Origin of the sequence: Thiocapsa roseopersicina (assembly GCF_900106925.1) — a bacterium.
Taxonomy (GTDB): domain Bacteria; phylum Pseudomonadota; class Gammaproteobacteria; order Chromatiales; family Chromatiaceae; genus Thiocapsa; species Thiocapsa roseopersicina.
Genome location: NZ_FNNZ01000043.1, coordinates 1 through 20,954 on the forward strand (window position 1 = coordinate 1; position 20,954 = coordinate 20,954).

The 20,954-nt window shown below is 62.7% G+C and carries 17 protein-coding genes and 1 pseudogene; 6 read left to right on the forward strand and 12 right to left on the reverse strand.

Going from position 1 to position 20,954, the window contains the following annotated elements; translation table 11 throughout:
- A partial coding sequence (locus BLV04_RS22890) for a hypothetical protein (protein WP_139192019.1) occupies positions 1–188 on the forward strand: 188 nt, incomplete at its 5' end.
- A gap of 102 nt (positions 189–290) precedes the next feature.
- Here the strand turns inward: BLV04_RS22890 and BLV04_RS22895 are convergent.
- The 12 genes and pseudogenes from BLV04_RS22895 to BLV04_RS22950 form a co-directional block, all read right to left on the reverse strand.
- Complete coding sequence (locus BLV04_RS22895; protein ID WP_093038278.1) at positions 291–725, reverse strand: VOC family protein; 435 nt, start codon at positions 723–725, stop codon at positions 291–293.
- Between the two features lie 85 nt (positions 726–810).
- Positions 811–1,219: pseudogene (locus BLV04_RS22900) on the reverse strand (transposase); the annotation flags it as partial.
- Positions 1,220–1,927: 708 nt separating this feature from the next.
- Complete coding sequence (locus BLV04_RS24655; protein ID WP_139192020.1) at positions 1,928–2,323, reverse strand: hypothetical protein; 396 nt, start codon at positions 2,321–2,323, stop codon at positions 1,928–1,930.
- A 315-nt stretch (positions 2,324–2,638) separates the two neighbouring features.
- A complete protein-coding gene (locus tag BLV04_RS22910; RefSeq protein ID WP_093038284.1) occupies positions 2,639–3,076 on the reverse strand; it encodes a hypothetical protein in 438 nt (145 codons plus the stop codon).
- A 100-nt stretch (positions 3,077–3,176) separates the two neighbouring features.
- On the reverse strand, positions 3,177–5,861 hold the full coding sequence (locus BLV04_RS22915; protein ID WP_093038285.1) for a nitrate reductase: 2,685 nt from the start codon (positions 5,859–5,861) through the stop codon (positions 3,177–3,179).
- A gap of 291 nt (positions 5,862–6,152) precedes the next feature.
- The gene (nirD, locus tag BLV04_RS22920) at positions 6,153–6,485 is read right to left on the reverse strand and encodes a nitrite reductase small subunit NirD (protein ID WP_093038287.1); all 333 of its coding nucleotides are present in this window, start codon (positions 6,483–6,485) and stop codon (positions 6,153–6,155) included.
- Positions 6,486–6,675: 190 nt separating this feature from the next.
- The gene (gene nirB / locus BLV04_RS22925) at positions 6,676–9,114 is read right to left on the reverse strand and encodes a nitrite reductase large subunit NirB (RefSeq protein ID WP_093038289.1); all 2,439 of its coding nucleotides are present in this window, start codon (positions 9,112–9,114) and stop codon (positions 6,676–6,678) included.
- Positions 9,115–9,169: 55 nt separating this feature from the next.
- Positions 9,170–10,519, reverse strand: coding sequence for a CmpA/NrtA family ABC transporter substrate-binding protein (locus BLV04_RS22930; protein ID WP_093038290.1), 1,350 nt, complete (start codon positions 10,517–10,519; stop codon positions 9,170–9,172).
- Positions 10,520–10,531: 12 nt separating this feature from the next.
- Positions 10,532–11,377 (reverse strand): ABC transporter ATP-binding protein, encoded by an 846-nt coding sequence (locus BLV04_RS22935; protein ID WP_093038292.1) that lies wholly within the window; start codon positions 11,375–11,377, stop codon positions 10,532–10,534.
- A gap of 52 nt (positions 11,378–11,429) precedes the next feature.
- Complete coding sequence (locus BLV04_RS22940; RefSeq protein WP_093038294.1) at positions 11,430–12,461, reverse strand: ABC transporter permease; 1,032 nt, start codon at positions 12,459–12,461, stop codon at positions 11,430–11,432.
- Between the two features lie 72 nt (positions 12,462–12,533).
- A complete protein-coding gene (locus tag BLV04_RS22945) occupies positions 12,534–13,940 on the reverse strand; it encodes a CmpA/NrtA family ABC transporter substrate-binding protein (protein ID WP_093038306.1) in 1,407 nt (468 codons plus the stop codon).
- 631 nt (positions 13,941–14,571) lie between these two features.
- Complete coding sequence (locus BLV04_RS22950; protein ID WP_093038296.1) at positions 14,572–15,153, reverse strand: ANTAR domain-containing response regulator; 582 nt, start codon at positions 15,151–15,153, stop codon at positions 14,572–14,574.
- Positions 15,154–15,545: 392 nt separating this feature from the next.
- On the opposite strand from BLV04_RS22950, the gene BLV04_RS22955 reads away from it, so the two are divergent.
- The 5 genes from BLV04_RS22955 to BLV04_RS22975 all read left to right on the forward strand — a co-directional run bounded on the left by BLV04_RS22955 (position 15,546) and on the right by BLV04_RS22975 (position 20,859).
- Positions 15,546–15,824 carry a chaperone NapD gene (locus tag BLV04_RS22955; protein WP_175534774.1) on the forward strand — a complete coding sequence of 93 codons (279 nt, stop codon included), beginning with the start codon at positions 15,546–15,548 and terminating at the stop codon, positions 15,822–15,824.
- 65 nt (positions 15,825–15,889) lie between these two features.
- Positions 15,890–18,634, forward strand: a complete 2,745-nt coding sequence (napA, locus tag BLV04_RS22960; RefSeq protein WP_093038300.1) for a nitrate reductase catalytic subunit NapA — start codon at positions 15,890–15,892, stop codon at positions 18,632–18,634.
- Between the two features lie 93 nt (positions 18,635–18,727).
- Positions 18,728–19,495, forward strand: coding sequence for a ferredoxin-type protein NapG (gene napG, locus BLV04_RS22965; protein ID WP_093038308.1), 768 nt, complete (start codon positions 18,728–18,730; stop codon positions 19,493–19,495).
- Positions 19,496–20,389 carry a quinol dehydrogenase ferredoxin subunit NapH gene (napH, locus tag BLV04_RS22970; protein WP_093038302.1) on the forward strand — a complete coding sequence of 298 codons (894 nt, stop codon included), beginning with the start codon at positions 19,496–19,498 and terminating at the stop codon, positions 20,387–20,389.
- Positions 20,386–20,859 carry a nitrate reductase cytochrome c-type subunit gene (locus BLV04_RS22975; RefSeq protein ID WP_093038304.1) on the forward strand — a complete coding sequence of 158 codons (474 nt, stop codon included), beginning with the start codon at positions 20,386–20,388 and terminating at the stop codon, positions 20,857–20,859. Before napH ends, BLV04_RS22975 begins: the two co-directional genes overlap by 4 nt.
- Positions 20,860–20,954 lie beyond the last annotated feature (95 nt).

Below are 20,954 nucleotides of genomic sequence, written 5' to 3' on the forward strand. Positions count from 1 at the left end.
CCAAGGTGGTGAGCCGCGAGCCGGTCGTCTACGTGCGCAACATCTACAAGTACTACGTGGCCTACAAGCTGCTGAGCGAAGGCAAGGTCGGGGATAGGCGTCGGGACCGTCGCGATACTGCTGATACTTGCCCAGACCAAGAAGGCATCGCCGGTCAGGACAAGCAGGACTGCAGACACGAGGGGTGACACGCCGGCCATGTCGGCGTCCGTGTGGCATCCAGATCAGGAGCGTCGCGCCGGTCACCCAAGATCCGATCCCCGACCTCATCGTCGACCGAGTGGCGGCAGCTACAGCCACTGCGCCAGCTCGACGACCAGGCCTTCGGGCCCGACCAGGAACACCAGCTTGCGGTCGTGGAACTCCATGACCCGATTGCGCAGCTGCACTCCAGCGGCGGTGAGCCGCGCGACTTCGGCATCCAGATCGTCGACCGCGAAACAGATGTGGTTGAAGCCCAGCCGGCACAAATCGCCGGCCTGCGGATCGCTGCGGGCGGCGGGATGTCTGTAGGTGAGCAGCTGCATCTCGAAGCGCGGCGAGGCATTGGCCAGGACCAGCGTGCGGTGCTCGGCTTCGATGCCGGGCACACCCATGTAATCGGCGAAGTTCTGGCCGGCGATGACGACCGACTTGATCTCTTTGAAGCCCAGCAGTGCGAAGAAGCGCAGCGCGGCGATCGAGTCGTGCACGGCAACGGTGACGTGATCGGGATGCTTGACCATGATTCCTCCTGCGGTTGCGTGGGTGGGGCTCAGCGCGGCGGCAAGGTCCGGGGCTTGGCCTCGCACGGTATCTACTCCACGGTCAGTCGCCCGGCGCTCCCACCATCCCGGCCCGGACCGGGTTCAGCATTACGTAACGGGCCAGCTCCAGAAGGTAACTCTCACGCCCCACCAGGATGGCCTTGAAACGTCCCTGAAACAGGTGTCCGACGCGCCCGTGGGCGCGGTTCGACGTACTGCGTGTACACGCAGTTGAGCTGGCGCATGCCCTTGGATAGATTCGTATCCGGCGTTTCCAACAACAGATGGTCGTGGTTCGTCATCAGGCAGTGGGCGTGACAGATCCAGTTGAATCGCTCGCAGGTCTGTCCTGGGATTCCGAGATACGCTTTCCGGTCGCCATCGGCGTCGCCGAGAAGGATGCTGCGCCGCTCGTTACCGCGTGCCGTCACGTGATAGAGCGCGCCGGAAGATAAAACCCGAGGGATATTCAATGTGAGACCCTTGAACTTGCGTAAACTGTCCCCGGAACTCGGTCCCCGGAGTTTGAGAGTCGAGTAAACTGTCTCCGACACTCGGCCCTCGGCCCTCCAGCGCCCCGATACCGGGCTCGTCCAACAAACGGTTCAGATCGTCGCTCGCTGCGCTCGGACGATCTAACCTTATTCGTTAGCCGTCTAAACACACTTGATTGCAAGAGACATGCTCGGCAATTTGGTTCACTAAAGGAAATAAAATGGTCCAAAGGATATGTTCTGGAAACTCTGAGCTGCCATGAAAGAGGGCATTGCGTCCTTTTGTAATTTTGTTAATTATCTCTTCCGAAATTTCTAACTCTTTCGTCCCGTAGTCTGTCCTAATGCTATTAATGCCGATCTCGTTCAAAATTCTAAGTAGCTTGTAGTTTCTGGGCTCCTTGGTTCTTGACAATAATTTCAAAACAGCACTTTTCTTTACTTCATTGCTCATTTTGTCTGCAACACGGCTAAGTTCCGCGGTCTCGTGTTTGTCAAACAGCGTATTGGAACTAAACTGCGTCTTGTAGATTTGCGAATTCTCAAGATACTCCAAGATCAGAAACCAGTGAAAATACTTTGACTTCTTATGCTCTGCCCTTAGTCCGTCGAAATGGAATCGCAATAAATCATGATAAGTTGCGCATTCCTCGTGCCCGGTATCAAGAGCGACCGTTCTCGTTGATGTCATAGCAAGCGCGGCCGAAATTGTAGAGCATCATGAAATTGCTCAGTGCAATCCTGAATAGGGATTGCGTTGAACCCAAACCACCCAATTTTAACAAAGTTCGTGCCGTAATGTGGGCTATGCTCATTTCTGTTGATGAGAAATGAAAGATACTCCGCCACCATTTCCAGATACCTAACTTGCTTTTCTGTCGTATCCAGAGAATCGCTTACAACAAAAAGGTAGTATTTTCCGTCTTTATTCCGATTGATTTCAAGTGTTGTTCCTATGCTTCCCAAGAAGTTATCCTGCCGAAATGGAAGTGTCAGCTCAATAGCGTTTCTTCCGTGAAACCGTACCACATGGATGTCGTGGGAGCTTGGCAAAGAAAATGGACAGGTTATTTTGAATGGCATGGTTCGTTCATTTCTCGGCTAACGATATTTCGCCAGACGGCAGGCGTCGATTTCATGGAGCCGCCGAGGTTTTCCGAGTGACAGGGGGCAGGTCGTTCATTAACCCAACCGCCGCTCGGATTGCGGACGGAAGTAGCCCCTACGACGCGTCGTCCTCCGCGGGATAACCGGGGACGACCCGCGGGATAACCGGGGACGTACCACGGTTTCCGCCCCAGTTCCCGCCGCGGTCCCCCATGTCCTGGTACTTGGCCGCCGCCAGCGGGGGGCAGGGTCTCTAATGTTACTCAACCGCCGGTCGCACTGCCGGGCGAACTAGCCCTTGCGACGCGCCGTGGCCCACGCCTTGACCTTGTCCGCCAGGAGGCCGACTAAGACGCCGCCGGCGCCGATCAACATCCACAGCGGGAGCCCGATCCCGCCTCCCAGGGCTACGATGCCTGCACCTCCGTTCTCGGCCGCGACAAAGGTGGCGATGACTGCCCCCACGCCAAGTCGGAATGTCCAGGAGCGGGCGTCCCAGACGATGTGTTTCAAGGCCAGAGCCAACACCTTGAGGAGTGGCCACGTGGCCTTGCGATCGCGGGTCAGCGCCAGCAGGGCCGCTACCTTCTTGAAGCCGCGCAAGGTTCCGTAACGAATCTCCCCCAGGCCACGCGACCAACCCAGGAGCCGTTGCTGCTCGGCCGGGGGAAGACGCAACACGGCTTGTACGATGGCGGGTTGAGCGGTGGTTTCTTGTACTTCGGACATTGATCTCTCCTGATCGAGGCGCCGAGTCCGACCGGACCAATGAGGTGCCGCGGTCAGGGTCTCGGATGTGCCCGGATTCTAGTCCGATCGCGCTCCCCGTTCACGCCGCGCCGCGGTCGAGCGTCTGCTCGAGGATGCGACCTAGCTCGGGCAGACAGGACCCGCAGTTGGTACCGGCCTGCAGGCAGGCGCCGATGGCCTCGGCGGACCGCAGGCCTTCGCCGCGGATCGCCTGCTCGATACGTGTGCGCCCGACGGTGAAGCAGGCGCAGACGATCTCCCCGGCGTCGACTTGGCCACGGGGCGGTCGGCCGGCGAGGATGCCGGTGCGGGCGCGGGTATCGAGCTGCGCCGCGCCAAAGAGCTCGCCGAGCCAGCGGCTGCTCGGCAGGTTCGGGGTCGGAGCGATGAAGAGACAGGCGGCGAGGCGTCCGTCGAGGATGCGGGCGCCGCGGTAGCGGCCGTGGGCGACGTCGGCGAAGTCGAGCCATTCGCCGTCCGCGCCGAAGAGGTCTCGGGCCCGGTCGGCCCAGGCGGTGATGGGCTCGCGGCCGGCGATCTCGGTGCGCCAGAAACCTTGATCCGGGATGGCGACGCAGTAGTCAAGCTGCGGTGGGGCACCGTCTTGGGGCATGCCGTCGGGGATGGGAAGCCGCTCGCGACTCAGTGCGATGCCGTACCAGGTCGCTCGAAAGAGGCGTACCTGCACCGGCGTGTGTTTGAACTCGGGCTGACCGGAGACGGGATCGGTGACTGGATTCACCAAGGCATCCGCGCGCGCCTGGCGGGCCAGCATGTCGCTCCAGTGCATGGGGACAAAGACGGAGCCGGGGCGCTGATCGGCATCCACGTCGATGCGCGCCAGCATCCGACCCCATCGGCTGGTCAGCTCGGCGATGCCGCCCCGGCCGAGCCCGTGCGCGGCGGCGTCGACCGGATGGATCTGCACGAAGGGCTCGGCGATGTGGCTGCTCAGGCGCGGCGCCAGGCCAGTGCGGGTCATGGTGTGCCACTGGTCGCGGATGCGGCCGGTGTTGAGCACGAGCGGATAGTCTTCGTCCGGCGCGGTCGCGGGCGGACGCGGTGTGATCGCGATGAAGCGTGCCTTGCCGTTCGGGGTGTAGAAGCGGCCGTCGGCGAAGAGGCGTGCGGCTTCGCGTCCGGCCGGGAGCGGCCACTGGACCGGGGGCAGTCGGTCGTAGTCGGTTGCCGCAAGATCGGCTATGGCACCGATGTCGAAGTCGCGTCGTCCGTCGTTCTCGAAGGCGGATAGTGCTGCGTGCTCGCGGAACACCTCGGCTGCCGAGCGATAGGGGAAGGCATCGGCAAACCCCATGCGGCGCGCGACCTCGGTGAGGATCCACCAGTCCGGACGCGCCTCGCCGGGCGGATCGAGGAAGGCACGCTGCCGCGAGATGCACCGCTCCGAATTGGTGACGGTGCCGTCCTTCTCGCCCCAGCCCGCGGCGGGCAGGAGCACGTCGGCACAGCGGGCGGTGTCGGTGCCGGCGAAGAGATCCGAGCAGATGACGAGCTCGCAGGCCTGCAGCGCGGCACGCACCCGATCGGCGTCGGGCATGCTCACGGCCGGGTTGGTCGCCATCACCCAGATCGCCTTGATGTTGCCTTCCTCGACCGCCCGCATCATCTCGACCGCCTTCAGACCCGGCTCGCGGGTGATGCCGTCGGCGTGCCAAAAGCGCCGGACCCGATCGACGTCATCGGGCGCGAAGTCCATGTGCGCGGCGAGCTGATTGGCTAAGCCGCCGACCTCGCGTCCGCCCATGGCGTTGGGTTGTCCGGTGATGGAGAAGGGCCCCATGCCGGGTCGCCCGATGCGTCCGGTCGCCAGATGGCAGTTGATGATGGCGTTGACCTTGTCGGTGCCGAACGACCATTGATTCACGCCCTGGCTGTAGAGCGTCACCACCCGTTCGGTGCGGGCAAAGCGTCTGTAGAAATCGGCCAGGTCGGACTCCGGGATTCCGCAGGCCGCGGCGACGCGCGGCACGGAGCCGGCCGACTCGCGTGCGGCGGTGAAGGCGGCGGCAAAGCCCTCGGTGTGCGACTCCAAGAAGGTCCAGTCGAGCGCGTCTTCGCGTCTGAGCCAGTTGAGTAGGCCGTTGAAGAGGAGGGTATCCGTACCGGGTGCGATCGACAGGTGCAGGTCGGCGATCTCGCAGGTCGCCGTGCGGCGCGGGTCGATTACGACGATCTGCCGGTCCGGATGGGCCTGCTTGGCCTGTTTGATCCGCTGGTAGACGACCGGGTGGCACCAGGCGGTGTTGGAGCCCACCAGGACGATCAGCTCGGCGGACTCCAGATCGGCATAGTCGCAGGGCACGGTGTCGGCCCCGAGTGCGCGCTTGTAGCCGGCGACACTGGAAGCCATGCACAGCCGCGAGTTGGTATCGATGTTCGCGCCGCCGATGAAGCCCTTCATCAGCTTGTTGGCGACATAGTAGTCCTCGGTCAGGAGCTGACCCGAGACATAGAAGGCGACCGCCCCTGGCCCGTGCTCGGCGACGATCTCGCCGAGACGCCCGGCGACCTGATCGAGCGCCTGATCCCAGCTCACCTGCTCGCCTGCAACCGTCGGATGGAGGAGTCGCCCCGCGGTCCCGAGCGTCTCGCCCAAGGCCGCGCCCTTCGAGCAGAGACGCCCCAAGTTCGCCGGGTGATCCGGGTCGCCGCGTACCGAGAGCGTTCCGTCGGTCTGCGGCGTGACAAGCACTCCGCAGCCCACACCGCAATAGGGACAGGTTGTTTTGGTCGGTTCGGTCATTGTCCTGTCTCCGTGATCATCGCGGCTCCGCGAGGTCTTCAGTTGCGGGTATCGAAATTCCGGCAATCGTCAAAAAATGGATGAGCGGTGACTGGCCGCCGCTAAACCGCGTCCAGAGCAGGATGTTCATTTTCGGGTGAGCTCGATGTTTGATGTATCCGCAGCTTTTTGCGGGAATGCGGTTCAAAAATATTAATTTTTCAATATCTTAAACCTCGCCGGCTCCAGCGCTAGTCAAGTCAGCCAAGACCGATCCCATCCACAAACATCGCATACCGCGCTGGGCGCGGTTTAATTGGGTTCCGTGCAGACGAAGACCCGACCCGCCTCGATCCGTGTCGCATAGGCGGGGGCACAGCCCTCGTCCGGCTCCTTTGCTTCGCCGCTCGCCAGATCCAGACACCAATTGTGCAGGGGGCAGACGATGTTTCGCCCGTAAAGGATCCCCTCCGATAAGGGCCCCCCGCGATGCGGACAACGATTGAGCAAGGCGAACACCTCGTCCGCCGCGGTCCTGAAGACGGCGATGTCACCCCCTTCGCGTTTGAGCACACGTGCACCCTGGCGCGGGATCTCATCGAGTGTGCCTACTTCAAGCCAAGTTTTATCGTCGACTGCGGTCATTGTCTAAGCCTCGTGTTGTTGCGGTGTTTGGCGGGGCTTGTTGCCCCCAGCCTTCAAGTGATTTGCAGGGAATAGACATCCCGACCGCGCGAGCCCGGGAGACCTGAATGGCTGTTCGTGCGAATAAATTCGCACCTACACGCCGGTCGTTTCTCTCCCGAAAATCACCTTGGCTTCTGACCTTTAACCTTCACCCATTCACCTGCTTCAACGCCGTGAACTCATGCGCTTCTGCGCCGGCCGCGCGTTCCTTCCAGGGATCGACTTGGGCCTGCTTTTGGGACTCCAGGAATCGTTTGTAGAAGGCGCGGCGGCCGATCTCGTCCTCGACGATGCGTTTCTTGATGTAGGCGAGGCCGACCCGTTCGACCCAGGGTGCGGTGCGCTCCAGATAGCGTGCCTCTTCGCGATAGAGCTGCATGAAGGCGCCGCAGTATTCCTTGACCTGCTCGGGTGTGGTGACCCGGCAGAGGACATCGGTCGCGCGGACCTTCACACCGCCGTTGCCGCCGATGTGCAGCTCCCAGCCGGATTCGATGGCGACGACGCCGAAGTCCTTGATGGTTGCCTCCGCACAGTTGCGCGGGCAGCCCGAGACGGCCAGCTTGAACTTGTGCGGGGTCCAGGAGCCCCAGGTCAGCTCCTCCAGCTCGATGCCCATCTTGGTCGAGTCCTGCACGCCGAAGCGGCACCATTGGGATCCCACGCAGGTTTTGACCGTGCGCATCGATTTGCCGTAGGCGTGGCCCGAGACGAAACCGGCGTCGGTCAGATCCTTCCAGATGTGCGGCAACTGCTCTTTGGTCAGGCCCAGAAGATCGATCCGTTGGCCGCCCGTGATCTTGACCGAGCGCACGGCATACTTTTCGGCCGCCTCGGCGATGGCGCGCAGCTGGGCGGGCGAGGTCTCGCCGCCGAAGATGCGCGGGATGACCGAATAGGTCCCGTCCTTCTGGATGTTGGCGTGGACACGCTCGTTGACGAAGCGCGACTGGCTGTCGTCGATCGCCTCCGCCGGCCAGGTGGAGATGAGGTAGTAATTGAGCGCCGGCCGGCAGACGTGGCAGCCGTCGGGCCGGCGCCAGTCGAGCTTCTCGAAGCAGTCGCTCAGGCTCGTGAGGTGTTGCTCGCGGATTGCCGCGCGGACCTGATCGTGGCTGTAGTCGGTGCATGTGCAGATGGGTTTGGCCTCGGGGGTGGAGTAGTCGCTCCCGAGCGTGCTCGCCAGGATCTGCTCCACCAGACCGGTGCAGGACCCGCACGAGGCCGCCGCCTTGGTGTGCAGCTTCACGTCTTCGAGCGTGAAGAGACCCTTGCTCGTGATCGCCTTGACGATCTCGCCCTTGCACACGCCGTTGCAGTCGCAGACCTGCATCTCGTCGGTCATGAGGGCTGCCTGGGTTTGACCGCCGTGGCCGGAGTCCCCGAGATGGGCCTGCCCGAACAGCAGATCCTCGCGCATCGCCGAGATGTCGGTTGCTTCGCGCATCAACTGGAAGAACCAGGCCCCGTCGATCGTGTCTCCATAGAGCACGGCGCCGGCGAGCCGGTTTTCTCGGATCACCAGCTTCTTGTAGATGCCCGCGCCCGGATCCTGGAAGAGGATCTCCTCGCAGCCGTCCCCGCCCTGATACTGACCGGCCGAGAATAGATCGATGCCGGTGACCTTGAGCTTGGTCGAGGTCACTGAGCCCTGATAGCGCCCGTAGCCGAGTTTGGCGAGATGATTGGCGCAGACCTTGGCCTGCTCGAAGAGCGGCGCGACCAGCCCGTAGCACTGACCGCGGTGCTGCACGCACTCGCCGATCGCGTAGATGCGCGCATCGTAGGTCAGCATAGTGTCATCGACCACGATCCCGCGCTCGCAATGGATCCCGGCGCTTTGGGCAAGCGCCATGTTCGGGCGGATGCCGACCGCCATCACCACCAGATCGGTCGCGATCTCGCTGCCGTCGGCGAAGCGGACCGATTCGACCCGGTCGCGCCCCTGAATCGCCGCGGTTTGGGCCTCCATGAGAAAGGTCAGGCCGCGTTTCTCCAACGATGCTTTGAGGAGCGCCGCGGCGGGTTTGTCGAGCTGCCGCTCCATCAGGGTGTCGAGCAGATGGACGACGGTCACCTCCATGCCCTGCTGCTGCAACCCGTAGGCGGCCTCGAGCCCGAGCAGTCCGCCGCCGATGACGATGGCGCGCTTGAAACCTCGTGCGGTCTCGATCATCGCCTCGACATCCGCGATGTCGCGGTAGCCCAGGACGCCGGGCAGATCCGCCCCCGGCACCGGGATGATGAAGGGGTTGGACCCGGTGGCCAGGATCAGCCGGTCGTACGGCACCTCCAGACCGAAGCGGCTGCGCACCAGCCGCTTGCGCCGGTCGATGTGCTCGACCGGATCGCCGGTGTGCAGTGTGATCCCATGCTCCGCGTACCAGTCGCGGCTGTTTAAGATGATCTCGTCGATCGTCTTCTCCCCGGAGAGCACCGGCGAGAGGAGGATGCGGTTGTAGTTCGGATGCGGCTCGGCGCCGAAGACCGTGATCTCGTAGAGGTCCGGCTCCAGCTTCAGCAGTTCCTCGATGGTGCGCATCCCGGCCATGCCGTTGCCCACCAGGACCAAGCGTTCTTTGTTCATTGTGTTCGGTTCTCCGCGTTCGGAATGCATGTGTCGGGGCATGTAGCCGCCGGTCTCAGACCGTCGCCGCTTCGGCTGGCCCGCCGTTGGCCGCCGCCAGCGCATCCATCGAGCAGGCACGCCGCTGGACTTCGAAACCGGCGATGTACCCGACCGGATCGGCGGGATCGAAGGTCGATCCGTCGAAGAAGCGATCCGGCCCCATCGCGAGCGGGATGCTTGCCTCTTCGAGCATCCAGCCGCGGGCGTGCAGGCCCTCGCGCTTGTGGTCCAGAGCGGGCGAGGCGAGACCCAGTGCATCGGCCGCCTCCCGATAGAGATCCGGCCGATAGACCTCGGCGGCCACGGCGGCCAGATCGATCGGCTTCTCGATCTGGCCCCAACGCACCATCTGGGTCAGGAACCAGAGGGCGTGGGAACGCCAGGGATAGGTCGCCGCGAAGCGGAAGAAGACGTTGAAATCGGGCATCGCGACCGGCGCCTCGTCGAGCGCATAGCGGAAGGTGCCGGTCATGGACTGACGCACGATCTCGACCGGGGCATTGATGTAGCGGCTCGGCGCGATCAGCTCGGCGACGCTCGGGCGATTCTCGGGCGCATCGGTCCAGCGCGCCGCGTCCAACAAGGCCATGAGCAGGGCACGGTGTGTATTCGGATACTGCTCGGCCCACTCCAGATTAACCCCGAAGACCTTCTCGGGATTGTTGTTCCAGAGCTCATAGTTGGTGATGAGCACTCGCCCCAGGCCCTCGGCGACGGCGACCGAATTCCAGGGCTCGCCGACACAGAAGCCGTCGATGTTGCCTGCGCGCAGCTGGGTGACCATCTGCGGCGGCGGGACCACCAGCAGTCGCACGTCGGTATCCGGATCGATCCCGGCCGCGCCCATCCAGTAGCGCAGCTCGTAGGCGTGGGTCGAGACCGGGAAGACCACCGCGAAGGTCAGCGGCTTGCCGCCGTGTGCCCGCCGCTCCTCGATCACCTGCTTCAAGGCCACCGCCGAGTAAGGCCGATGGTTCATGGCGCCAGGATCCAGCTCGCGCATCCGCTCGTAGAGTGCCTGCGAGACCGTGATGGCGTTGCCGTTCAGATCCAGGCTCAGCGCAGTGACGGTCGGCTTCTCGACCGGACCGATGCCGAGCGTGCTCGCTATCGGCATGGGCGCGAGCATGTGGGCGCCGTCCAGGATGCCGATGCTGACCTTGTCGCGGACGTTGGACCAGGAGGTCTCCTTGGAGAGCTCCACGTCCAGGCCGAACTTCTCGAAGAAGCCGCGCTCTTTGGCGATGACCAAGGGCGCACAGTCCGTCAGCGGGATAAAGCCGAGGGTCAGGCGCGTCTTTTCCAGTCCGTCGTGTCCGCCGGCGTGGGCGCTGCGTCGGAGCCAGTTGGGGATGATGCTCATGTGTGTGCTCCCTTAGCCGTTGGCCGCGAGACGCAGCGTCGGACGCTCGCGCGCCGGCCGGGCGGACTGCGTCACCGCGGGCGCGTGGCGTTCGTGGAGGAACTTCACGACCTCGGCGCGGTAGTGGTGATAGGTCGGATCCTCCGCGAGTGCGAGTCGGTCGCGAGGGCGCAGCAGGTCGACGTCCAGGATCCGCCCGACCGTCGCGGAGGGGCCGTTGGTCATCATCACGATGCGGTCCGAGAGCAGCACGGCCTCGTCGACGTCGTGCGTGATCAGGATGACGGTGTTGTTGAGCCGGGCCTGGATCTCCAGCAGCGAGTCCTGCATGTGCGTGCGGGTGAGCGAGTCCAACGCGCCGAAAGGCTCGTCCATGAGCAGGACCTTGGGCTCCATAGCCAGGGCGCGGGCGATACCGACGCGCTGTTTCATCCCGCCCGAGATCTCCGAAGGGCGACGTTCCAACGCGTGGCCCATGTGGACCAGATCCAGGTTGTGCAGGGTCCACTCATGCCGCTCCTTGCGGGTCTTGCGGCGACCGAAGACCTGGTCGACGGCCAGGCGGACGTTGTCGTAGACGCTCAGCCAGGGCAGCAGTGAGTGCTGTTGAAAGACGACGGCGCGGTCCGGTCCCGGCGACTTCACCTCGCGCTCTTCAAGCAGCACGCCGCCCGTGCTCGCTTCGAGCAGACCGGCGACGATGTTCAGCACGGTCGATTTGCCGCAGCCCGAATGGCCGATGAGCGAGACGACCTCGCCTTGGGCGATGTCGAGCTTGATGTCCTTCAGGACCTCGAGCGGCCCCTTCGGTGTCGGGAAGGTGATCCCGACCCGATCGATGCTCAGATAGGCAGACATGGCTTGGTTCCTCGTGCGACGGTCATGGGGTCGGAGCAATCGACAGGGCGCGTCATCTCAGCACCGCCGTCTTGTCCCAGGAGACGCGGCGCTGGAGCAGGAGCATGCCGCGGTCGAGCGCGAAGCCGATGAAGCCGATCACGAACACGGCAACCATGATCCGCGCCAGCGAGTTGGAGCTGCCGTTCTGGAACTCGTCCCAGACGAATTTTCCGAGACCGGGGTTTTGGGCCAGCATCTCCGCGGCGATCAGCACCATCCAGCCGATCCCGAGACTCAGGCGCAGACCCGTGAAGATCATCGGCAGGGCCGAGGGCAGGATGATCTTGACCGTCTGCTTGAACCAGGACAGACGCAGGACACGGCTGACGTTCATCAGGTCACGATCGACCGTCGCGACCCCGACGGTCGTGTTGATCACGGTCGGCCAGAGACAGCACAGCGTCACCGTCATCGCCGAGATGATGAAGGACTTGGACATTAGCGGATCCTCGCTCACGTAGACGGCGCTGACGATGATGGTCACCAGCGGCAGCCAGGCGAGCGGCGAGACCGGTTTGAAGACCTGGATCAAGGGGTTGACCGCGGCATAGACGGCTGCGCTCATTCCGCAGAGGATGCCGAGCGGGATCGCAATCAAGGACGCGAGCAGGAAGCCGACCATGACCGTCACCAGGCTGGTCCAAATCTGGCTGACGAAGGTCGGCGCACCCGTGTAGCCACGGGCACGGATCTTGGCGATCTCCTCGGCGGAGGCGCCGCTCGCGACGGCACGCTCGACGCGCTGCTCAATGCGTTCGTTGAAGGCGGCCTCGCGGGCGCGCTCCTCGCGGTGCTCCCCCCATAGCGCGACGGATTGGGACCAGACCTGGGTCGGCCCGGGCAACTGGCCGAGCGAGGTCTGGATCTGGGAGGCCGCGGCAGCCCAGAGCATAAGAAATAGGCCGATCCCGACCAAGGGCAGCAGCAGGTGTCGGATCAAGCCCCCGGCGGCGCGCTCGGCGCCGTCCCCGGCGAGCCAGTCCATGGCTTGCGCCAACCAGGGCAGGTCATAGGTCTTCGCGGTGACGTCGATGTTCGACATGGTCTTCTCCGAAATCGATGGGCTCGCGTCCGGCTCGGGGCTCCCCCGACACCGGACACTTAAGGCTCTGCGTTACAACTGCGTGTCGCCCTTCAGCCCGATCGAGAACTGCTCCAGATAGGCGTTTGGCCGGGTGCCGTCGTAGTCGATGCCGTCGATGAATCCGGTCTGCGTCGGTTTGAATCCGGTTTCCGCGTCGAAGTCCGGGAAATCGGACGCCTCCATCAAGCCGTCGGCGATCAGCGACTCGGCCGCCCGGCGGTAGAGATCGGGCCGATAGACCTGCTTGGCCGTCTCCATGTACCAGTCGTCGGACTTGGGTTCGGCGATCTGGCCCCAACGGCGCATCTGGGTGAGATACCAGACGGCATCCGAGTAGTAGGGATAGCTCGCGTTGTGGCGGAAGAAGACGTTGAAGTCCGGGACATCGCGGCTGTCGCCCTTCTCGTACTTGAAGGTGCCGGTCATGGACGCGGCGATGACCGCCTCGTCCGCGCCGACATAGGTCGGCCGCGAGAGAATCTTCACCGCTTCGGCGCGGTTGGCGTTGTCGTTCTCGTCGAGCCACTTGGCGGCCCGGAGCATCGCCTTGACGATCCGCACCGCCGTGTTTGGATTGGCCTCGACGAACCCGGCGGTCATGCCGAAGACCTTCTCCGGGTTGTATGGCCAGATCTCGTGATCGGTGATCACCGGGACGCCGATGCCCATAAAGACAGCCTGCTGATTCCAGGGCTCGCCGACGCAGTAGCCGTCGATGGTTCCGGACTCCATGGTGGCCGGCATCTGCGGGGGCGGAGTGACCGACAGCAGCACATCGGCATCGATCTGCCCGTCGGTGTTGTTCTTATGCGGTGCGTAGTAGCCGGGGTGCAGTCCGCCGGCGGCGAGCCAGTAGCGCAGCTCGTAGTTGTGCGTCGAGACCGGGAAGACCATGCCCATCTTGAAGGGCTTGCCCGCGGCTTTGTAGCTCTCCACAACCGGCTTGAGCGCATCGGCCTTGATCGGATGCTCGGGACGGCCGTCGGCCATCTTCGGCACGTGCGGCTTCATCTGCTCCCACACCGCGTTCGAGACGGTGATGGCGTTGCCGTTGAGATCCATGCTGAGCGGGGTAACGATCGCCGCCTCGGTCCCGAAGCCGATGGTCGCGGCCAAGGGCTGGCCGGCCAGCATGTGGGCGCCGTCGAGCTGGCCGTCGATGACGCGATCGAGCAGTACCTTCCAATTGGCCTGAGCCTCCAAGGTGACGAAGAGATCTTCGTCCTCGAAGAAGCCCTTTTCGTAGGCGATGGCGAGCGGTGCCATATCGGTGAGCTTGATGAAGCCGAGCTTGAGATCCTCTTTCTCGGGCGGGCCGAGCGGCTCCGCCGAGGTGCCGGCCGCAAGGCCCAGCATGAGCGCGGCGATACCGGCCGCGGCAAGGCGTGTCGGCGGGGCGCTTCGGGTCGGATGTTCGGGTCTGTCTTGATCGCGCATGGTGACCTCTGTCGATAGCACTACATGAAACGGAAATCCGAAAACGAAAAAAGGCGTCCACCAGGCAACGCTGCGCGTTGCACGATGGACGCCTTTGTCCGTTGGCATGGCCGCCATGACCATGCCGAAACTGTTTTTGGATCCGAGGACCGGGTGTTGCGACCACACATTGGCCGACCTGGTCATAGTGGGGACGCCGCTCTCTCCGATAGTCTGGAGGGACGTCTTCCGTCTGGATCACACTCTTCCGATCAGCCCGCCGTTGGACGATCGATGACGAACCCCTACGCAGAAGTGATGCCAGAAATCCTTCAGCCGGTTGCGCATCTCGATCGAAAAGCGCTACTTCCTTGATTCTAAAAAGGCGTTTTGCCGGCATCCGAGAGCGATGTGGTCGACACCGGCGACGCAACCGACTCGCGCTGCCGTGCCGACCCGCCCACCCTTGGTGCGCAGTGGCCTCCCATGCACCAAGACGAACGACTCAAACCGAATCTCTAGACATCTCTACGGTGCGTCGCTTACAGATTCAAATTCTTATCAATTACTTAAACCGCGCTGACTCCAACGGTCGTCAAGTCTGCCGAGACCGCTCTCGTCCAAAAACATCACACATTCCGCCGGGCGCGGTTTAAGGCGCAAAGAGTTCGGACGCCGAAATCACACTCTCGGCAATCTCGGCCAACCTCTTGTTCTTACGCATCGCCAATCGGCGCATCGCTTGGAAAGCCGCGTCCTCGGACAACCCCTGTTGTTTCATGATGATCCCCTTGGCGCGCTCGATCAGTTTACGCTCGGCCAGCTTGCCCCGAGTCTCCAGAAGTTCCTTCTCCAACGCCTGAAACTGGCTGAAGCGCGCCATCGCCGCTTCGACGATCGGCCGAACACGCCGCCGTTCGATCCCGTCGACAATATAGGCGCTCACGCCCGCCTCGATTGCACGACGAATGCTCTCGTTGGCGTCGTCCTGCGTGAACATCACCATGGGGCGAGGCTGATGCGCCTGAACGGTGCGCAGGTTCTCCAGGGTATCCCGGCTCGGCGAGTCGATATCGATCAGCACCACGTCCGGCGCAAAACGCACCACGGCACTCAAGAGACCCTCTTCCGGATCCACGCAGGCCACCACGTCGAAACCCTCCGCACTCAAGGCCGGCCCGAGCACCTCGCGCCGGTCCGGGCGGGCATCCACAAGCATGATTCGGATCGACATCGGGGACTACTCCGAGAGAGAACCAACGATCGGCGGACAGTTGGCTGAACAGCACACTACAGCAAACAACGCGCCAGACTGGTCCAGGCTGCATTGTCCTCTATGGATTCCCCGCCCCGACGAACGATGTCGACCGACAGGCATACCTCGCGCGGTGTGTTCCGGCCCCGCTTCCGGACGCTCGAATCATTCACTCGTGATTCTTGATCGGAATCAAGGTTCCTCGACAGCTGCGGCGCTAGCGTCCGGAGTGATTGAGCCGGCGTCGTCCATCAGTCCGGCCCGCGTAGGGTGGACGCGCGAGAGCAAAGTCCACCCGACCACTAGGATCAGCCATGCGGCCGGGTTTAGGCGCAAAGCCACAAGCCCCAACCCAGCCCGGAGACCCACCGATGAATATCTCAGGAATCCTGGTCGTCGTCCCGCCCGCCCGAATCGAAGACGCCACGCGCGAGCTCAACGCGCTGCCGGGTGTGGAGGTTCACCACACCGAGCCTTCGACCGGGCGGATCGTGGTCGTGCAGGAGGCCGAGACGGTCGAGCAGGAGATCGCAGCACTCTCTCGCATCAAGGCGTTGTCCGGCGTGATGCTCGCCGAGATGGTCTACCACGTCTTCGACGAAACACCCCCCGAATGGGATGCGACCCCCGCCGAAATGGCCGCGTCATAGGCTACACACTCGCCCGACCCGCGCGGGCGAGCGCTCAAAAAATACAACGAGATCGAGGAGGAATCATGGAGCTCAGTCGCCGCAACTTTCTGAAGTCGGGCGTCGCTGCTGCGACAGCCATGGCCGTCGGAGTCCCCATCAGCCGTATCGCCAGCGTCGCGGCGGCCGAGACCGAGCAGGACTGGCGGTGGGATAAAGGCGTCTGCCGCTTCTGCGGTGTGGGCTGCGGGATCATGATCGCGACGCAAGACGGCAAGATCGTCGCGACCAAGGGTGATCCCGACGCTCCGGTCAATCGAGGTCTGAACTGCGTGAAGGGTTACTTCAACGGCAAGATCCTCTACGGCAAAGACCGCCTGACGCAGCCCTTGATGCGGATGACGGACGGACGATTCGACAAGAAGGGCAAGTTCACCCCGGTGACTTGGGATCAGGCCTTCGACGAGATGGCGATCCAGTTCAAGAAAGCCTACGAAGAAAAAGGACCGACCGGGATCGGCGTCATCGGCTCCGGCCAATGGCTGATCCAGGAAGGCTATGCGATGACCAAGCTGATGAAGGCCGGTTTTCGCAGCAACAACATTGATCCCAACGCGCGCAATTGCATGGCCTCGGCGGTCGCCGCATTCATGCAGGTCTTCGGCATCGACGAGCCGCCCGGCAATTACGACGACATCGAATACACGGATACGGTCGTCGCCTGGGGCGCCAATATGGCCGAGGCCCATCCGGTCCTCTGGCAGCGTGTCATCGACCGCCGCCTCGGTCATTCGGACATGAAGATCGTCAACATCACGACCCTGCGGAACATGACCTCCGAAGGGTCGGATCTCGAGATCATCATCAAGCCGAATACCGACACGGCGCTGCTCAATTACCTGGCGCGCGAGATCATCCAACGCGATGCCGTGAATCAAGCCTTCGTCGATGCCCATTGTGTCTTCTGCGCCGGCCCGACCGATATCGGTTACGGGATGCGTGCGACCGACAAATTCGCGTTCGAAGCCGAGAAGGATATCCAGGCGCGCGAGGTCGAGGTGACGCTGACGCGGGACGAGGCGATCGGGCTCGGACTGGATCCCGAGCAGGTTCACACCATCAAGCAGGCCAATGCGGCCACGGCCGACCGACACTGGCTGGTCGGTTTCGAGGACTTCAAGGCCGGGGTCGCGCCCTACACGCTGGATTTCGTCGCCGAGCTGGCCAAGGGCGATGCCGAGGAGTCCTTGGATGCCTTCAAGGCCAAGCTCATGCGTCTGGCGGATCTCTACGCCGACCCGAAGCGCAAGCTGGTCAGTTTCTGGACCATGGGCTTCAACCAGCATGTGCGCGGGACCTGGGTCAACGAGCAGATCTACAGCGTGCATCTCCTGTTGGGAAAGATCGCCGAGCCCGGCAACAGCCCCTTCTCCCTGACCGGCCAGCCCTCCGCCTGCGGGACCGCGCGCGAGGTCGGCACCTTCAGTCATCGTCTGCCGGCCGATATGGTCGTCAACATCGCCAAGCATCGGGATATCACCGAGCAGACTTGGAAGCTGCCGCCCAAGACGCTTAATCCCAAGGTCGGGAGTCACATCACCAAGATCATGCGTGATCTGGAAGACGGGTCCATGTCCTGGGTCTGGGTCCAGGTCAACAACCCCTTCCAGCATGTCGCCAATGCCAATCATTGGTTGAAGGCGGCGCGCGAGAACGACAACTTCATCGTCGTCTCCGATGCCTATCCGTCCATCTCGGCCAAGGTGGCCGATCTGATCCTGCCCGTCGCCATGATCTTCGAGAAATGGGGCGGCTACGGGAATGCCGAGCGCCGTACCCAGCTCTGGCGCGAGCAGGTTCCACCGCCGGGAGAGGCACGCAGCGATCTGTGGCAGATCCTGGAATTCTCCAAACGCATCACCCTGGCCGAGGTCTGGAAGGAGCAGGCCATTCCGGGTCTCAAGGACGAGGGATTCGAGGAGGGGAAACTCCCGGATGTGATGGCGGCGGCCCAGGAGATGGGGTACCAACCCGAGATGACACTCTACGAGGCGCTCTTCGAGACACCGGAGAACAAGGCGTTCGCCTGGCCCGATCCGGTTTCCAAGGGGCACGACAATCACACCGTCAAGCATCTCGGTGTCGATTGGTTTGTCGAGAAGGCGCTCTTCGAGGAATACGCCGGCTTCGGCCGTGGTCATCACCACGACCTCGCGCCTTTCGATGTCTATTATCAGGACGATGTGCGCGGGCTGCGCTGGCCGGTGGTCGACGGCAAAGAGACGCCGTGGCGCTTCAACGCCAAATACGATCCCTACGTGAAGAACGGCGAGATCGAGTTCTACGGCGGCGCCATGAAGGAGCTGACGACCGGCAACTTGACCGGTCCAACGACCGAGGAGAAGACCAAATTCCCCGGCAAGGCGAAGATCTTCTTCAGACCTTACGCCGCGCCGGTCGAGTCGCCCGACGGGAATTACGATCTCTGGCTCTGTACCGGGCGGCTGCTCGAGCACTGGCATACCGGCACCATGACGCGACGCGTCCCCGAGCTGCACCGCGCCATGCCGGCGGCGGTGCTGGACATGAACGAGAAGGATGCCGAGGAGCGCGGTCTCAAACGTCAGGATGCGGTCTGGATCGAATCACGACGGGGCAAGATCAAGGCGGTGATCGAAACCACCGGGCGAAATCGTCCGCCGCGCGGCTATAGCTTCATGGCCTTTTTCGACGAGTCGGTGTTCGTCAATAAGCTGTGCATCGATGCGACTTGTCCGATCTCCAAGGAAGAGGATTTCAAAAAGACTGCGATCAAGATCTATAAGGTATAGCGCGCCCTTATCGGGTTCATCGACAGTGCTCGGATGTGTCGCACCCATCCGAGCGAGCCGAGTGCTTTCATCACGTCCGGCGACTCACCGATCATGACCACGCGGCGCGGTTTCATACAGAAGACCATTCAAGGCGCGGCCGTCGCGACCAGCGGCGGCATGCTCTGGTCGTATCTCGTCATTCAGAACGCCCGCGCCGAGCCGTTGGCCCTGCGCCCGCCCGGTGCGCTTCCGGATGCGGACTTCAATGCGCTCTGCATCAAATGCGGACGTTGCGTCGTCGCCTGTCCATACGACACCTTGACCCTAGCCGCGTTGGCCGACCGCGCCCCGCTGGGCACACCCTATTTCGAGCCCCGACAGATCCCCTGCTATCTGTGTCACGACATCCCCTGCAAGGTCGCCTGTCCGACCGGTGCGCTCTCCCCGACACTGGAAAACGTGATGGACTCGAGGATGGGCCTCGCCTTCATCGACACCGAGCATTGTCTCTCCTGGCAGGGCCTGCGTTGCGAGATCTGTTATCGGGTCTGCCCGCTAAGGGACAAAGCGATTCGTGTCGAAACACGGCGGCGTGAATTGAGCAAGCACGCCATGCTCCTGCCGATCGTTCTCAGCGAAGGCTGCACGGGTTGCGGCATCTGCGAGAATGCCTGTCCGACCGAGATCGCGGCCATCAAGGTGCTCCCCGCCGAATTGATTCAAGGCAAGATCGGCGATCATTTCAGGATGGGCTGGAAACAAGCAGACGGCGCGACGCCCGGCTCGGGACCAGGCGACACCTGGAAGGGACAGATGGACGCAGCTCCGGCGCAAGGTCAGGCACCCGGTTTGGATTATCTGAACGAGCCGGAGTTTTAGATGGCGACCAAGCGGCAGACAACGCCCGCCCTCTGGAACTGGCGCTACTTGATTCTGCGGCGGGTTGTTCAGATCGGCGTTTTGTTGCTGTTCTTCGGCACGCTGCATTGGGGCTGGTCTTTGTTCGGTCTCCCCTTGTTGAGCGGCAACCTGAGTGCATCGGAGGTTCTCGGGCAGGTGACGCTCGCCGACCCCTTCGCGACACTTCAGATCCTATTGACCGGGCACGGCCTTCAAGCCGAAGTGCTCTTGGGCGCAGCGCTGGTCCTGGGCGTTTTCGTGATCTTGGGCGGCAGGGTCTGGTGCTCCTGGGTCTGTCCGGTAAATCTGGTCACCGACGTTGCCGGCGTTCTGCATCGCAAGACTTGGCGCAAGAACCTCTTCGCGCTTCCCCATCATCTGCGTTACACGGTGCTGGCGCTCGCACTCCTGCTGTCGGTCTTGATCGGTCTACCCGCATTCGAATGGGTCAGCCCGATCGGAGCCATGCATCGCGAGATCATCTTTGGTTTGGGTTTGGGCTGGACCGCATTGGTCGGCCTCTTTTTATTCGATTGGCTGGTCGTCAAGCACGGTTGGTGCGGCCACCTCTGTCCACTCGGAGCCTTTTATTCATTGGTCGGGCGGCACACGGCGCAGATCAGGGTCAAATTCGACCAATCCACCTGCAATGGCTGCGGGGACTGCCAAGCAATCTGCCCGGAGCCTCAGGTCTTGAACCTCAAACGTCTGGCCCGCGATGGCCAGGTCCTTTCGGGTGAATGTACGAATTGCGCGCGGTGTATCCCGATCTGCCCCGAGAAGAGCCTGGCATTCGGTTGGCGCTTAACGCAACCCGGGTCCGGCTCTGTTCCGGCACAGCATCGGCTCATAATGAAGGAGGATAACCCATGATCATGCTTCCCCGTTCCCTCGCGGTCGTCGCCGGGGTCGTTCTGGCCGGCAGCTTTGCCCTTGCACAAGACCTGTCATGGATCGACGAGGATCTTGCCGGGACCGTTTTCGATTCCCCCGATCCGGTGAGCTTCGAGTATCTTTCGATCGATCCCGAGGATGCCGATTCGACCTTGCCGACCGCGTTCGAGGATGCCCCGCCCTTGATCCCGCACAGCATCGAGGAGTCCGGCCTGATTACGCTGAAGAACAACAAGTGCCTGAAATGTCATCACGACCAGGATCTCTGGGATCAGGACAAGGACGCGGACGAACCCTCCCCGATGCCCGAGAGTCATTACGTGAGCCTGCGCAGCGCTCCGGGTACGGTCGAGAAAAAGATCATCGGGACCCGCTATTTCTGTACCCAGTGCCACGTTCCGCAGACCGAGGCGAATCTGCTGGTCGGAAATGATTTCGACGCCCCTTGACCCATCCCATTACACACATCTCATGAATCATGAGCCTGTCGAGCATATCTGAGCCCCGCGGCGAAGTCCGTGACGCGTTGCAGGCCGAGCCAAAT

Coding starts and splice junctions, on each gene's coding strand:
- napH (WP_093038302.1), top strand. CDS start 19,496: ATGGCGACCAAGCGGCAGACAACGCCCGCCCTCTGGAACTGGCGCTAC.
- nirB (WP_093038289.1), bottom strand. CDS start 9,114: ATGAACAAAGAACGCTTGGTCCTGGTGGGCAACGGCATGGCCGGGATG.
- BLV04_RS22955 (WP_175534774.1), top strand. CDS start 15,546: ATGAATATCTCAGGAATCCTGGTCGTCGTCCCGCCCGCCCGAATCGAA.
- BLV04_RS22950 (WP_093038296.1), bottom strand. CDS start 15,153: ATGTCGATCCGAATCATGCTTGTGGATGCCCGCCCGGACCGGCGCGAG.
- BLV04_RS22915 (WP_093038285.1), bottom strand. CDS start 5,861: ATGACCGAACCGACCAAAACAACCTGTCCCTATTGCGGTGTGGGCTGC.
- BLV04_RS22940 (WP_093038294.1), bottom strand. CDS start 12,461: ATGTCGAACATCGACGTCACCGCGAAGACCTATGACCTGCCCTGGTTG.
- BLV04_RS22935 (WP_093038292.1), bottom strand. CDS start 11,377: ATGTCTGCCTATCTGAGCATCGATCGGGTCGGGATCACCTTCCCGACA.
- napA (WP_093038300.1), top strand. CDS start 15,890: ATGGAGCTCAGTCGCCGCAACTTTCTGAAGTCGGGCGTCGCTGCTGCG.
- nirD (WP_093038287.1), bottom strand. CDS start 6,485: ATGACCGCAGTCGACGATAAAACTTGGCTTGAAGTAGGCACACTCGAT.
- napG (WP_093038308.1), top strand. CDS start 18,728: ATGACCACGCGGCGCGGTTTCATACAGAAGACCATTCAAGGCGCGGCC.
- BLV04_RS24655 (WP_139192020.1), bottom strand. CDS start 2,323: ATGCCATTCAAAATAACCTGTCCATTTTCTTTGCCAAGCTCCCACGAC.
- BLV04_RS22895 (WP_093038278.1), bottom strand. CDS start 725: ATGGTCAAGCATCCCGATCACGTCACCGTTGCCGTGCACGACTCGATC.
- BLV04_RS22910 (WP_093038284.1), bottom strand. CDS start 3,076: ATGTCCGAAGTACAAGAAACCACCGCTCAACCCGCCATCGTACAAGCC.
- BLV04_RS22930 (WP_093038290.1), bottom strand. CDS start 10,519: ATGAGCATCATCCCCAACTGGCTCCGACGCAGCGCCCACGCCGGCGGA.
- BLV04_RS22975 (WP_093038304.1), top strand. CDS start 20,386: ATGATCATGCTTCCCCGTTCCCTCGCGGTCGTCGCCGGGGTCGTTCTG.
- BLV04_RS22945 (WP_093038306.1), bottom strand. CDS start 13,940: ATGCGCGATCAAGACAGACCCGAACATCCGACCCGAAGCGCCCCGCCG.